General features: G+C 58.4%; 14 protein-coding genes and 1 pseudogene. 4 read left to right on the top strand and 11 right to left on the bottom strand.

Annotation, left to right across the window (positions count from 1 at the left end):
• Positions 1 to 36: 36 nt before the first annotated feature.
• From ACSQ9D_RS29275 to speB, 5 genes and pseudogenes are all read right to left on the bottom strand, one after another.
• Positions 37 to 323: pseudogene (locus ACSQ9D_RS29275) on the bottom strand (undecaprenyl-diphosphate phosphatase); the annotation flags it as partial.
• 233 nt (positions 324 to 556) lie between these two features.
• Positions 557 to 1,204 (bottom strand): amino acid ABC transporter permease, encoded by a 648-nt coding sequence (locus ACSQ9D_RS29270; RefSeq protein WP_436285346.1) that lies wholly within the window; start codon positions 1,202 to 1,204, stop codon positions 557 to 559.
• Positions 1,201 to 1,869, bottom strand: coding sequence for an amino acid ABC transporter permease (locus ACSQ9D_RS29265; protein WP_436285345.1), 669 nt, complete (start codon positions 1,867 to 1,869; stop codon positions 1,201 to 1,203). The genes ACSQ9D_RS29270 and ACSQ9D_RS29265 overlap by 4 nt, the downstream gene beginning before the upstream one ends.
• Before the next feature lie 36 nt (positions 1,870 to 1,905).
• Positions 1,906 to 2,697 (bottom strand): transporter substrate-binding domain-containing protein, encoded by a 792-nt coding sequence (locus ACSQ9D_RS29260; RefSeq protein WP_436285344.1) that lies wholly within the window; start codon positions 2,695 to 2,697, stop codon positions 1,906 to 1,908.
• 38 nt (positions 2,698 to 2,735) lie between these two features.
• Positions 2,736 to 3,797: an agmatinase gene (gene speB, locus ACSQ9D_RS29255; RefSeq protein WP_436285343.1), complete on the bottom strand. Its 1,062-nt coding sequence runs from the start codon at positions 3,795 to 3,797 to the stop codon at positions 2,736 to 2,738.
• 302 nt (positions 3,798 to 4,099) lie between these two features.
• On the opposite strand from speB, the gene ACSQ9D_RS29250 reads away from it, so the two are divergent.
• Together ACSQ9D_RS29250 and ACSQ9D_RS29245 are read left to right on the top strand one after the other, a co-directional pair.
• Positions 4,100 to 4,960 carry a LysR substrate-binding domain-containing protein gene (locus ACSQ9D_RS29250; protein WP_436285342.1) on the top strand — a complete coding sequence of 287 codons (861 nt, stop codon included), beginning with the start codon at positions 4,100 to 4,102 and terminating at the stop codon, positions 4,958 to 4,960.
• Between the two features lie 110 nt (positions 4,961 to 5,070).
• Positions 5,071 to 5,430 (top strand): Rid family hydrolase, encoded by a 360-nt coding sequence (locus ACSQ9D_RS29245; protein WP_436285341.1) that lies wholly within the window; start codon positions 5,071 to 5,073, stop codon positions 5,428 to 5,430.
• An 809-nt stretch (positions 5,431 to 6,239) separates the two neighbouring features.
• Here the strand turns inward: ACSQ9D_RS29245 and ACSQ9D_RS29240 are convergent.
• Complete coding sequence (locus ACSQ9D_RS29240; RefSeq protein ID WP_436280915.1) at positions 6,240 to 7,358, bottom strand: IS110 family transposase; 1,119 nt, start codon at positions 7,356 to 7,358, stop codon at positions 6,240 to 6,242.
• Positions 7,359 to 7,860: 502 nt separating this feature from the next.
• Between ACSQ9D_RS29240 and ACSQ9D_RS29235 the strand changes: the two genes are divergently transcribed.
• The gene (locus ACSQ9D_RS29235; RefSeq protein ID WP_436285340.1) at positions 7,861 to 8,196 is read left to right on the top strand and encodes a hypothetical protein; all 336 of its coding nucleotides are present in this window, start codon (positions 7,861 to 7,863) and stop codon (positions 8,194 to 8,196) included.
• 15 nt (positions 8,197 to 8,211) lie between these two features.
• Positions 8,212 to 8,400: a nucleotidyl transferase AbiEii/AbiGii toxin family protein gene (locus ACSQ9D_RS29230; RefSeq protein ID WP_436285339.1), complete on the top strand. Its 189-nt coding sequence runs from the start codon at positions 8,212 to 8,214 to the stop codon at positions 8,398 to 8,400.
• A 98-nt stretch (positions 8,401 to 8,498) separates the two neighbouring features.
• Here ACSQ9D_RS29230 and ACSQ9D_RS29225 read toward each other — a convergent pair whose 3' ends face one another.
• The 5 genes from ACSQ9D_RS29225 to ACSQ9D_RS29205 form a co-directional block, all read right to left on the bottom strand.
• Complete coding sequence (locus ACSQ9D_RS29225) at positions 8,499 to 10,097, bottom strand: ABC transporter substrate-binding protein (protein WP_436285338.1); 1,599 nt, start codon at positions 10,095 to 10,097, stop codon at positions 8,499 to 8,501.
• Positions 10,098 to 10,583: 486 nt separating this feature from the next.
• Positions 10,584 to 11,354 (bottom strand): ABC transporter permease, encoded by a 771-nt coding sequence (locus tag ACSQ9D_RS29220; RefSeq protein WP_436285337.1) that lies wholly within the window; start codon positions 11,352 to 11,354, stop codon positions 10,584 to 10,586.
• Positions 11,355 to 12,173 (bottom strand): ABC transporter permease, encoded by an 819-nt coding sequence (locus ACSQ9D_RS29215; protein WP_436285336.1) that lies wholly within the window; start codon positions 12,171 to 12,173, stop codon positions 11,355 to 11,357.
• A 23-nt stretch (positions 12,174 to 12,196) separates the two neighbouring features.
• Positions 12,197 to 13,273: an ABC transporter substrate-binding protein gene (locus ACSQ9D_RS29210; protein ID WP_436285335.1), complete on the bottom strand. Its 1,077-nt coding sequence runs from the start codon at positions 13,271 to 13,273 to the stop codon at positions 12,197 to 12,199.
• A gap of 23 nt (positions 13,274 to 13,296) precedes the next feature.
• Entirely contained in the window at positions 13,297 to 14,133 is an 837-nt protein-coding gene (locus ACSQ9D_RS29205; RefSeq protein WP_436285334.1) for an ABC transporter ATP-binding protein, read from the bottom strand.
• Between the last annotated feature and the right edge of the window lie 3 nt (positions 14,134 to 14,136).

Below are 14,136 nucleotides of genomic sequence, written 5' to 3'. Positions count from 1 at the left end.
CGTGGGTGGCCCACAAAGTCCATGCGCTCACCGACGTGAGGCGGCCCGCTTATCCGCGCCAAGCAGCAAGGCTCCAACAATGGTGGCCTCCGAGCGCGAGGTCCCCGGAACAATTGCCAGACATTGAAAGACCCCGATGCCGAAATGCGGCAGGCAATGACATGATATTTCGGCTGGAGGTCTATTCTGTCCACGACCAGCAGAACTATTCCTCCGAGAATGAGGACGATGCAGACGAGCAGAGGGGTTTCGAACAGCACAAACTTTATGAAGTCATGTGCAAGGGCCCCGACAACGGCTGCTGGCAAGAATGCAATCAGAACGGGGCCAATCCTCGCACTCTGCAATTTGGGCAAGGAACATGTCGCGAGCAGCGATCCTTTTACCGAGCAAAGAGATATTGGATGGGACGTTTCGATTCGCCGCGATCGGTTCCGGCGCAATCAGACTCAGCCACACGTTTCCATCGTGGGACGCAGACAATCTCTCCAAGCTGGCAGCGTTCCAGGATGCCAAAGATGAAACGGTTTCGCCTTGACCGCCCCGGTGTCATTCATCAACGAATTGGGGCATCTCTTTCGAGCTTTCGCGCGTACTCGGTGAGCGGATAGCAAAGCACAAAGAAGATTGCAGCGACCAACCCATAAACTTTGAAGGGCTCAAACGTTGCGTTGTTTATCGCGTTCGCCGTCCTCATCAGTTCCTCAAACCCCAGGATGGACGTCAAGGCTGTGCTCTTGATCAGCTGCACGAGAAACCCGACGATGGGTGCTCGAGTTATCCGGAAAGCTTGTGGCAGGATGATAAGCCGAAGTTCTTGCAAGCGGTGAAGACCGAGGCTTGCACCAGCATCCCACTGTCCGCGCGGAAGCGCCTCGACGCCGCTTCGCCATATCTCGGCCAGATAGGCACTGGCATAAAACGTAAGCCCGCACACTGCCGCCGTCCATGGCTCAATTCGGAAGCCCAACATGGGCAACCCGAAGAACATCAAGAAGAGCTGCATGAGAAGTGGCGTTCCCTGGAACACCGCGATGTAACCTGACGCAAGACGCCGTGGCCAAAAGGATTGCGATATCCGAGCAAAGAGGATTGCTATGCCGACGGAGGCCCCGCCGACGAAGGCGGCGATCGATAAAAGAATCGTCCAACGCGTCGCGAAGGCGAGATTGCGTAAAATGTCCCAGAACGTGAACTCGATCATGATATCCCCGCTCCAAGGAACCGGCGACCGCCTGCGATCAGCAAACGCCTGAGGGTTGCCGACATGGCAAGGTAGATCATCGTCACGACGAGATACGTCTCAAATGAACGAAAAGTGCGAGCTTGCAAAAGGTCGGCCTCTTGCGCCAGTTCTCGAACTGAAATCTGTGAGACCACGGCCGATTCCAGCATCATGATGACGATCTGACTTGTCAGGGCCGGAAAGATAATCTTGAGCGCCTGGGGCAAGACGACTTTGAAAAATACGTGCCTGGGCTTCAGCCCGAGCGCCAGTGCCGCTTCGCTTTGCCCTTTAGGGATAGCATCGAGCCCCGCGCCTACAACCTCGGTCGTGTAAGCCGCCATGTTCAGTGTCATGGCGAGTATTGCGGCGGTCACGGGATTGAGACGGACTCCGAGACTTGGGAGGCCAAAGAAGATGAAGAAGAGCTGGACCAGGAACGGCGTATTGCGGATTACTTCAACATAGACGCCAACAGCCCGGCGCAACCAGCCGAACCGACTTCTTCGCGCAGCAGCGCCAAAAACACTCAGTACCGTCCCGAAGACGGTGGTGCAGGCAATCAGCAAAAGCGTCATGCCCGCCCCATATGCAAGCGCGCCCGCACCGCCCCAGAGCCAGTCGAAGCCAAGGCTATAGGTCATCGCCACTCCTTTCACGGCGCGGAGCGCTCATACCGATCAATCCTTGAGATTTTCAGGGTTGAGTGGTGTCTTCAGCCAGGCCTTCGAACTTGCGTCGAGTTTCCCTTCGGCGATCATCTTGGCAACGACGTCATTGACGGCGTTTTTCAGGCTTTCCTCGCTCTTGCGGAGAGCGATATGCGACGGCGACGTCAAGAGTTGGAACTTTTGTTCTGGTTTCAACGCGTCCTGCCGTGCCAAAACCTGTGCCCCGACGTCGTTGCCGACCACCATCAACTGTGTTTGACCAGAGATGAAGGCCTGGATGACGGAATTGTAGTTTTCAAAGCGCTGGATGGTGGCCGATGCCGGCGCTGCAGCGGTCAACGAGGTGTCTTCGAGCGTCCCGCGGTTAACAGCAATCGTTTTGTCGGCGAGGTCATCCTTGCCGCTAATCGCGACAGCTGCCGGCCCTATCACCGCGATGTAGTACGGCGCGTACGCAGCGGCAAAATCGATGACCTCGGCACGCTCCTTGGAATAGCCGACGCTCATTAGAATATCGACGCGCTTGTCATTCAGATAGGCAATCCTGTTTTGTCCTGTGACGCTCACAAGGTTGAGCTTCACACCAAGACTGTCGGCAATGTTCTGAGCAACGTCAATGTCATATCCCTTGAGGCTCATGTCGGCGCTGGCCGAGGAGAATGGAGGGAAATCGGAAAATATACCGACACTGATCTGGCCGGCAGCCTTGATGTCGGCGAGGTCGTCGGCGTGCGCCGATAGGCCGACGAAAGCGAATGCCGCAACGGCGGCGATAGTGCGTCCCAGTTTGCTGATAGTCATTTTATGTTCCCCTTTTCTTGGTTCTGGATTTGGGTGGCTCAGGCGGCGCGCACGCGAGCGGACGGACTGAACATGGCAAGGCAAAGCAGTTCGAATAGGACCTGCGCGGCTATCTGGGCCGTATTGGTGGTCGCGTCGTACTGCGGTGCGACCTCCACCACGTCGCCGCCTACGAGATTTATTCCTCGGAAACCGCGCAACATGGCGAGAACTTCTCTCGGAAGCAGTCCGCCGACCTCAGGTGTCCCGGTTCCGGGCGCAAAGGCGGGATCCAGACTGTCGACGTCAAAACTGATATACGTTGGACCGGAGCCGACGACCTCGAGGGCGCGCGCGATCACGGCCTTGATGCCCATTTCCGCGACTTCCTCGGCATGTATGACCGTCATTCCAGAAGCGAATGAGAATTCCCAGAGATACTCGGCTCCCCCTCGAATGCCGATCTGGATCGTTCTTTTGGGATCAAGGACGCCGGCGAGAACGGCCTCTCGGAATGGAGCGCCGTGGTGGAATTTGGAGCCTTCGTATGGGCCTGCCGTATCGCAATGGGCATCGATGTGAATCATTCCAACGGGAGTACGGCTCGCAAATCCCTTGAGGATGGCACCGGAGATGGAATGATCTCCGCCTACAGACAAGGGTATCGCTCCGGTATCCGCGATCATGCGGTAGCTTTGCTCGATGTCCGCATGGCATCCGGCAAGATCAAAGCGGCTTCGCATCGGAACGTCACCGACGTCAGCAACCCTGAGCTTTCCCATTGGCGCAACCCGGAGGACATGCTCATAGGGGCCAACACGTTCGATCGCCCGAACGGCCCTTGGACCCAACCGTGATCCGGCGCGATTGGTGACACCAAGATCCATCGGCACGCCGATCAAGGCTACATCCAGTGCTGCAAGCACGTCGGGCCTGATGCCGTTTTCGATGAAGGACGCACCAAGGAATGTCGCCGGGTCGGCAAATGGCCACTTGCGGCTGTCGCCATCCTTGAAGACACTTGCGGCCACTTCGCGGAAGTGTGGATCGTGCATTTCGCCGCCGGCCGCATTGCCGAAGCGAAGGCGTAGGTCGTCCAGAAAGTCTTGGTCAATCGTCAAGATAAGCTCCCCAGTTCTGATCCAAGGCGCCATCATTTGCTTGGCGGAAAGCCTTTACAACCTTGATATTTCGCGAGGGGCTATAACGATTCCTGATACTCTTGCAGCCCAGGCGTGAGTATTAATCGGCGTGTTCGTTCAGAAAATCTTATAGGGCAAAGGCGACGGGTTGCCTCTCTCCCCGGATGGCGGGAAGGACTTCTGGCCCGTTGCGCCCGAACTGGAGATCGTACAATGTCGAGTTTTGCTGTCGACGGGCAAGGTCGCGCAGCGTGGTTCAACGCAGACGAAGACGCTGTCAAATGCTTGATCTCGACTCATATTTGCTCCGGGCGTTCCTGACGGTCGCCGAAATCGGAACGGTCAACGGCGCAGCGGCGAAACTGCATAGAACTCAAGCGGCAGTCAGCATGCAAATTCGCAAGCTCGAGGAGCTCGTCGGCGTAACGCTCTTTTCCCGTTCCTCAAAAGGACTTGAGCTCACGGCTCATGGCCAGATCATGGTTGCCTATGCCCGAGAGATTGTGGTGCTTAGCGACGAGGTCGGCCGGCGGCTTACCGGAAAGATACTCCAGGGACGAATCCGTCTCGGGGTCGTCGAGGACTTCGCCGCCAGTCGCCTGATAGACATCCTTCGTGACTTCAGGGCTCAGAACCCCAAGGTGGATATCGATATCATTGTCGAGCCAAATCGGCGTTTGGCAGAGATGTTTGAAGAGGGAAAACTCGATCTCGTTGTTTGCGATATCACCGTCCTCAACCGTAAACCCATCCTGATATGGACCGAATATCTGACTTGGGTTGTCAGATCGGATTTTGTGGTCGACGCAAGCAGGCCGCTCCCGGTGATCATGTTTGATGAGAGCTGCCCCTGGAATGTTCGCACCATAGCAGCGCTGTCGCAGCGGAACATAAAATGGAAGACCGCCTGTGTCGCTTCCACTTTGGTTGCCATGGCAACGGCGGTAAGGGTCGGAATTGGTGTTGGTCCCATGCTTGAAGCCACGATCCCGGAGGGATGCCGCGCACTTGACAGGGCAGCCGATCTGCCTGGCGCAGTGCGGATCGAGATCGGATTTTATGCCCAGTCGGAGGCGTCCGAGGGTGTTCGTTATCTCGTCGAGTTCGTGTCGCGACACACTGCGATGGCGGACCGACCATAACATCCCGTTATAGCCGCAAAAAATAAAACGGCCTGTTCCAATTGGCACGACGGATGCAATTTGGCCTTCCGGCAAGCACCACGTGCCACTTGAAACAAGGAAACTGGCCGATGGCTATCGCGCATTTGCCCGTCGACGAGGCGTCGCCACTTCAAACCGTCCATATCATTGGCCAGATTGCCAGTACTACTATAGGGGCTGGCGTTGGTGCGCAGACGATCGAGATACTCGACCGCATTGATGCCTTGCTCTCAGACGCGGGTACAGACAGGTCAGAATTAGTTCAAGCGAATATCTGGCTCCGCGATCTCAAGGCTTTTGGCGAAATGAACACCGTTTGGGAAAGGTGGGTTGCTCCAGGCGCAACGCCTCGCCGAACTACTTTTGAAGATCGCGATCTGCCACACCTGTGCGACATCCGTGTAGACGTGATTGCTTGGCGGAAAACTCAAGGGTTTGAACCTACGTAGAGGTTGTCAAACTTGAAACGAAACTGGGGATCGATCTCCACTCGAGGAGAGCTGCACCCGCTTGTGTCCAGCGGCCCATGATGCGCCCCTTCCTTCGCCGCTTGTAAACTCGACACTGATACGTTCCGACAGGTAGTCAAAGCGGACTGACGAAGGTATGGCCCTCCCGGCACGCTCGGCCTCCCAGCGCTTCTTCGCTCGAGCGAGTTCCGCATCCGTGATTTCAGCCAAATGCATTCTCCGTCTGCCGGACATTCCATCGTCGTCAATCGCGGGAAGATTTATCATCTCAATCCGCGGTTTTCCTGCGCTGAGGTCTCAGTGTGGCGACCCGTAGTCGCCGACGAAATATACACGAATGCTATGGGGCTGGTAGCCGGCCGCATTCATTCGGCGTCTTTTGCGGCATACCCCATAACCCCACAGCCGCTCAGTCAAGGAAGCGCTTGAGCAACGCCCTACCCTTTGCGTCCCGCGCATTCAACTCAGTAACTCTTATGTTCACTTGCAAGCTCGTTAATCATTACTCTTTCTTTTCCGGCCTTGAGGACGAAAGCACATGCGTGAAGCTGTTGAACACAGCAGGAGGCAGGGCATTTAGACGACGGCTGGCATACTCTTATGCGCGGGTTGGGTACCGCATTTCCGTGTGTTCGTCTGGGGCTGCCTCTGTCTAGGGTCGGGCGTGGATGTTATCCGCCACATAGCTACGACGAGGGTTCCCCACCGGAGCCCTGCCTCCAACTTTGTCCAACAGCAGATGATTTCTAATTTGGATTATGCTTCTCTCTTCAAGCTGAGCATCGGCATTAGCCTCTTGCTGTAGGAGCGACCTCCTGCCCAATCGCCCACAGGAATGCGGCCATTTCTCTGGCAATGGCGGTGACTGCGATGACTTTCGGCTTGCCTGCCGCCACCAGCCTTCGATAGCGCGCGCAAAGTCGCACTTGCCCTTTCCAGGCAATCTCTCGAACAGCCCTTGGCAGGTCCTCCAGGCGCGCCTGGATCGTCGGGCTTACACGGGCCGGGAAGCGATATGTCCAGGCCCCTTCTATGAGGACTCGACGCGCCCGTATGTTGCCCGCCTTGGTGATCCCACCACGCTTGACCCGTTCGCCCGTTGAGCTTTCCGACGGCACAAGACCCAGATACGCCATTAACTGACGAGGATTATCAAAACGCCTGACATCGCCGATCTCGACCACAAAGGTGACCGCGGTCATGAACGCGACGCCACGCATCGCTTGGTAGGCGGCCACAACCGGGGCCATCGACCAGGATGCCGCGGTCTCCACCACCAGCTGGGTCAGCCTGTCCAGACGCACGCCGGCATCCTCGATGGCCTGGCAATATTCTGCCAACAGGATTTGGTGGGCGGGATGATCGAAGGCCTGGCATGTCAGCCATCGGACATGGGCGCGCGTCCATGGCGTGCGGCCGGTATAGAGCCGGCCGTGCCGCAGGAGAAAGGACTGGAGTTGCTGACGTGCCTGCTTCAACGCGTCGTTGGTCGCTTCGCGAGCCCGCACCAGGTCGCGGATCGCCTCATGAGCTTCGTCCGGAACCCAGACCGCGGTCAGCTCGCCCGCCCGGTGCAGGCGCGCCAGGCTCATGGCATCCCGCCGGTTGGTCTTCACCCGGTCGCCAGCACGCTTGGGCACCAGCGATGGCGCCACGACCATGCAGTCATGCCCCAGTTCGACAATCTGCCGGTAGAGACCATACCCCGTGGGACCCGCCTCATAGCAAAAGTGAAGCTTGGCTGCGCGCTTGGAAAGCTTGTTGACCATCGATGCCACCGATGACGGCTCCGACGAGATGTCGCCTAAAAACCGTACCTCGCCGTTGCGTGCTCCGTCGGCAATCGCCACCGAAATCTTCAACTTCGACGTATCCAAGCCGATGAAAATTACGCTATCGTCTTTCATGGTTCGCCCTCGCTAAGCTTGGGGCTCGGCTCCGGCCAATCCGGAGCAACCCCCGAATTCAGCTTACCGCGGGGGCGGGCCACCTTCACCCCGCGAACATACGGTCTAGGCCGTCGACCTCGTATGCTGGCAGAGCATCAAGCGGGATACCCCGAACAAGGGCAGGCCACCCCGTAAAAGTGTCAATCACTGCCCACCGACCAGCGAAGATCGCGCTCTTTCCAGCCTGATATCGCGGGTGCTGATTGGAAGGACGCTCCGAATGGGCCATGACGCCCTTCCTTCCGAGCAGGAACGGTACCCTTCAGCGCAATCGCGGAGCATTCGGCGATCGTTGTCAATCTTTTGGCGGCAAGTCTGGAAGGCGGCTGGAGCGGCAATGAATTCGATGGTCGCGCTCGTGATATGATGAGGAAGCGCTGTGAAGAAAGCACTGCGGAGACATCCCAGCGTCAACCGGACCACGCCGTGACACCATGATGAATTGACCGATATTCCTGGCATGAGCAATGACCTGAGCAATCTTCACTCCTCAAATCATCGCAGCCCCTCGGCTGTCGATGCACTTGTGCTTGGGACGGTCAATGCCCCTTACAAGCGGGCTATCTCTGCCGAGGAGCTGGCGCGGGCGTTTTCCTCGTGCCAACTGCAAAACTGGATCGTTCATGTCGCGACCTTTTTTACTGACGTTCGGCCAACGCTCGTTATCGAGTTCGCCGAGACTCATGGCATCCCCCATGTGGAGCTGGAGAACGTATACGCGACGGTGAAGCGGACGACCGGCGAGCGGAACCCCGATCTGGAGGCCGCGCTTGTCGCATTGGCACACGCTGCTTGATCGAGCGATACGCGGTTGGAATCCCTGAAGAAATCGAACGTCGCTCCGCAGGACTGGACTCTCGGGGGAGGCACAGCTCTCATGCTGCATCATCAACACCGGATGTCGCAGGACATCGATATCTTCATCGATGATGCCCAGTACCTCGCCTTCCTGCCGCCGACGACTTGGACGGCTTCCGTCGCAGACAGCGGTAAGACATAGCCGACACCATCAACCGGCCCGACGTCGAGCATCGGCAGTTCAAGCCCCTCGCCCAGCCAATCTATCAACGTGCTGTTGATTGTCCGACCTCCTTGATCTCAAGCGTTCGGATCGATCCACAGGTCGCCGAAGCTCCAGTTCAGCCCCTGCGACCCCGTAACGAAGTTCTTCACCCGCTTGTTGGCAACGATCTGCGCACCAGCAGCAACGAGGTCGACAGAAGCAACTTCGTCGTGGATGTGATGTTGGAATTTGCTCCAGGTCTCCCATCGCTTCTTCTCATCCGGCTCAATGGCAGCCGCCTCGAGCAACGCGTCTGCCTGCGCATTGGCGTAGTGGCTCGCATTCGAAAATGGCAGGCCGATCTTGAAATTCTTGCTCCAATAGGCGCGCTGGATGCCGAGGGAAGGATCGAAGGTGTTCGAAAGAGACTCCACCACCAAGTCGAAGGCCCTGTCGGTGTAGACAGTCTTCAGGAATGTAGGGAGGTCGTACTTTTTGATCTCGATGCCGATGCCGATCTTTTCCAACTGGCTTTTCAGGACATCGGCATAGCCTTGCGGCAGATAGGAATTGTACGTCAGCCGGAGATCGAAACGCTTTCCGTCCGACTTGCGCGGATAGCCTGCCTCGTCGAGGAGCTTTTCGGCGGCGGCAGGATCGAACGGATGCGCAACCACGCTCGGATCGTACCACTTCGGCAATGCCGTACTGACGGGGCTCGGCGAAACCTGCGCATAGCCGTAAAGCGCGACGTCGACGATCTCCTGCGGATTGATTGCCCTGGCGATGGCAAGCCTTACCTCGCGCTTGGCAAAGAGCGGATTGTCGTAGTTGAAGAACAGCTGCTGCTGCGGACCGGAATAGGCGTAGGTGGTGGTGTCAACGACAAGATGGGGATCCTGCTTCAACCGATCGAGGTCGGCCAGCGGCACGGGATTGTCGCCTATGTCGGCCTCGCCCGTCTCCAAGGCGGCGGACCGCGCAGCCGGATCCGTCACGACGCGCAGGATGATGCGATCGAGATAGGGTTTTCCGGCATCCCAGTAGTCCGGGTTTCGCTCGAAAATCAGATGGCTGCCGGGCACCCATTCCGTCAGCTTGAAGGGCCCGGTGCCGATCGCAGTCTGCAGGGTTTGGCCATCGCCCGGCGCGAGCTTCTCGAAAATGTGCTTCGGAACGATCGGCGATTCCGAACTCGATTGTGCCGCTAGCAGGAAGGGAGCGGGCTTGGACAGTACGATGATGGCTGTAAGCGGATCAGGTGTCTGGACTTCGACGACATTCTGGTAGGTGATGCGACCGCGCGGATGCGCCTCCTTCAGCCGTAGGATCGAAAAGGCAACGTCGGCGGAGGTGAAGTCCGTTCCGTCATGCCATTTGACACCCTTACGGAGCTTGAACGTGTAGCGAAGATTGTCGTCAGAGACGGACCAGTCGGTTGCCAATAGCGGCTGCGGCTTGACGTCGAAGTCAAAGGTCAGGAGCCCCTCGACGATCTTCGGACCGATGGCCTGGCCGGTTCCCGACGACGTGTTGATCGCAAGCAATGCGTTGCCCGGATCCACGCGGTAGATCCAATTCAAGGTGCCGCCAGAAGCTGGCGCGGCGCCCTGCCCGAAGGAGATCGACGGAAGGAAGGTACTCGCCCCGGCAAGCAGAATTAACTGATTGAAACTACGACGGTTGATGGACACGCGAAGGCTCCTCTTGGTTCCGAAATGGTCCGCAACAGAAGCATCCGTCTCGCGTGCCGAAACACGAAGTCAAAGTTTCTTCTCGCATGGGAAAGAATAACTGCGCGCAGAAGATTTTTCGTCCCGCTGACCAGATTACGAGAATGCGCATGCTTCCGCGGCTTCGCGCCGAGCAGGACGATTGCGCCGGCAAAGCAAATAAGGAAACGAAGAAATATCGTATGCCGGGGCAAACTCCGCAAAAGGACTGGTAAAAACCGCAGCGTAGCGCGCGACAGTCGGTGAACCGGTTCGCGCGGTACGGATCAAAAACCAGCAAGGAACCAGTTGGCCGGCCGTGGCAGGGCCCCGAGGCGTTCGCGCAGCCTTGTACCCCCGTCCCTGCCCGAACAGCCCTCGCCGTTGGCCCGTCGGGCTCGAAACCCGAAGCGCCACATCAGTGGACAAGAGAAACGACGTTCCGTTGGGAAGCTTGAAATTCGCTGCTCAGCTGCGCCAGCGCAGGAGCCTTGCTTCGGCCGCGCCAGCCAGCCTGTTGAGTGCAAACCCGACGAGGCCGAGGATGATCACGCCAACCATCACCAATGCCATATCGAAACGCTCGCGCCCGGCAATCACAAGGCCGCCAATACCTGGACCCACCGCAAGGAAGTATTCCGCGCCAACCGTTGCCAACCACGAGTATATCAGGCCGAGATGAATGCCGGTTGCGATCGCCGGCAGGGCCGAAGGCAGGTAAATTCTGGTGATGCGCTGCCACGGCCTGAACCGCAGCGCACGCCCGACCTCGACCAGATCGGCCGGCGCGCTCTTGATGCCGTCATAGGTGTTGAGGGCGATGGGGATGAAGGCAGCGAGCGCAACAAACACGACCTTCGCCTGCTCGCCAAAACCGAACCATACCGAGATCAGCGGAATCCAGGCCAGCAGGGAAATCTGTTTGAGGCCGTTGAAGGTCGGCATGATCAGCCGATCCCCCGTTCGGGTAACGGCGACCAGCGTCGCGAAGCTGACGCCGAAAACGCAGCCGATCAGGAAGCCGGCAAGATTGCGCAACAGGCTCGATCCGAGCTGTCCCGTCAGACCGTTGTCGATGATCTCGCGCTTGGCCGTCAAAATGACATCCTCGATGGATGGCAAAAAGCGGGGATCGACGAGCTCCAAGCGGCTCGAAACTTCCCATGCGAGGAGAAGAAGAAGTGGAAGCGTGAGGCCCCGCCGGAGGCGGACGATATCCGTTGATGTGGCGACCATCATTTAGAGCACCTCTTTCTTCCAGCGCTGAATGAAGACCTCGGCGCCACTCAGTCCTTTATCCATCGCAAAGCCGATGAGACCGATCACGATCATCGCGACGATCACGGTGTCCAGCCAGAACATCTGCCGACCCCAGACGAGCAGGTATCCAAGCCCTTCGGACGATGCCAGCAGCTCGACGCCGACGAGCGATGTCCATGCGTGCGTCAGGCCGTAGCGGATTCCCGTGAAGATCGACGGAACGGCAGCGGGCAGAACGATCAGCCGAAGCGTCTGCCAGCGGCTGAAACGCAGTGCCTTGCCGACTTCGATATACTTGCCGGGAACGTTGCGGATACCCGAGAAGGTATTGAGCGCAATCGGGACAAGCGCCCCCTTGGCGATGATGATGATCTTCAGTGTCTCCTCGATACCCACCAGCAGCATGAGGAGCGGAATCCACCCAAGCGTCGGGATCTGCGCAAAGGCGAGGAAGAGCGGCTTGATATAGTCTTCGGCGCGTTGAGATAGCCCCATGGCGATGCCAAGCGCCAGACCCAATACCGCACCGATCGCAAAACCGAAGATCACGCGCCGCAAGCTGACTGCGGCGTGATAGAGCAGTTCACCGCTCGCAATCATATCGCGGCCGGTCTGCAGCACATAGGCGGGTGCCGGAAGGATCTGCTCTGGCAGCCAGCCCCTTGCGGAGGCAAGCCACCAGACTGAGATCAGCAATACCGGAAGAAGCAAGGCTAAGAGCGAAAGGAGCCATGCCCTGAGATATCTCGGCCAGTTCGTGATGCCGTCATGGCCAGAAAGTTCAAGATAGGTCGCCATCAGCCCGCTACTCCGGTCCTGGTTCACGAAGCGACGGGCTTGCCGTCGGCGCCGTAAGCCTGCCAGAAGTGCTGCAGGCCGAAGCGTTCAATCGCGCTGTTCAGGTAACGCGGCTCGAACCAGCCTTCGAGGTCGACATCGCGGCGGATGAGCGCGAATTCCTTGCTCTTTTCGCCCTGCTCCTTGTATTGCGAGACGAGGAGGTCATCGATCAACGGCGAATTGCGATAGGCAAGCGCATCGCCCTTGAAGTACTCTTCAAGGATCGGAACCGGCGTTCCGGACTTGTGCCACAGTTCAAGAAGGGCTGCGCGATTGGGCTCATCGGACGACCATTGCGCCGCCTTGACGAACGCATCGACGACCCGCTGGGTAATCTCCGGATGCGCTTCGATGAATGCCTCCCGGCCGATGACACCTGCATTGCGACCAAAGCGCGGATCGTCACCCTTCGTCGTGTAGATGACGTCGGCGGAGCCCTTTGCGGCAAGGTTGATCAACTGCGTGTCGCCGAAGGCCGCATCGATGTCTTTGCTGGTCAGCGCAGCAACCGTGCCGGCACTGTCGAGGTTGACGACCTGAACGTCGCGCTCCTTCAGGCCGTGCGCCTCGAGGATCTTGATGGCGGCGAGATGACCGTTCGTGCCGCGTTGGAGGGCAATCTTGCGACCCTTCAGATCCTCGATCGACTTGATGCCAGAGGCTTTCGCCACGGCAAGGTAGAGCGGCTTTCGCGCGCCGCTCGCAAGGAGATACTTCGTCTTCAGACCGTTGGCGCGGCCGATCAACGAAGGAAGATCGCCCTGATAGGCGAAGTCGAGCTGGTCATTGGCAAAGCCTTCATTGACGGCAGGGCCAGCACCCTTGAAGAAGGTCCACTCGATCTTTACGTTCGGATCATTGGCGAATTCCTTTTCCAGAAATTCGCCGGCCCGTGCCGTTGCGGCAGAGGTGCCTTCTGCGTAAGGCCGATTGTCGACGCCGATGGCGGCATAGCCGACATGAATAACCAGCGGCTCCTCCGCCTGGACCGTGACCGGCGCGGCAGCGAGCATCAGGGCGAGGCTGGCGGCGACGCGTGACAGAAATGCGCGTTTCATAGTTTCTCTCCGTTTTGTGAAGCTTATCTGGCCAAAGCGACTGTGCGTTCGGTGCGACCGCCGTCATCGGATGGCTTTGACCTCTTTGCCGGGGACTGCGTGTTCTCCCCCGTCGCATGAAGGCTCTTCAGGACGCGATCGCGCACACTGGCAATCTCGCTGGATGTGCGGCGGCGCGGGCGCGCCAGCCTGACCGGTATGATTTCACGGATGCGGCCTGGGCGCGGCGACATCACGACGACGCGGTCCCCGAGGTAGACCGCCTCTTCAACATCATGCGTGACCATCACCATGGTGATGTTTTCCTTGGCCCAGATCTCCTCCAACTCGTCCTGCAGATGCGCCTTGGTAATGGCGTCGAGCGCGCCGAAGGGCTCGTCGAGCAGAAGGACATTCGGCCGACTGACGAGGCCACGGGCGATACCGGCGCGCTGCGCCATGCCGCCGGACAGCTGGTGCGGGTAGACATTGGCAAAACGGGAAAGCCCGACCAGCTCCAGATGTTCGCGCACCAGTTCCGACTTTTGCGCCTTCGGCAGCCTGCTGTTCAAAAGACCAAGGGAGACATTCTTCTCGACCGTAAGCCAGGGAAAGAGGCGCGGTTCCTGAAAGACGATGCCGCGATCGAGGCTAGGCTCGCTCACTGTCTCGCCCGCATGGCGAATGGTGCCCGATGTCGCGGCATCCAGACCGGCGAAAAGACGCAGCAACGTCGACTTTCCGCAACCGCTGGCGCCGACGATCGTCACGAACTCGCCTTCGGCAATATCGAGGTTGATGTCGTCAAGTGCGACAAGCGGCTCGCCGTCGATTTTGAACTGCCGGGTGATATGCTCGACTGTAAGATGGGGTCGGTTCATTTT

Origin of the sequence: Rhizobium sp. LjRoot258 (assembly GCF_964254185.1) — a bacterium.
GTDB lineage: Bacteria > Pseudomonadota > Alphaproteobacteria > Rhizobiales > Rhizobiaceae > Rhizobium.
This window is presented reverse-complemented; position numbering and strand designations above follow the sequence as displayed.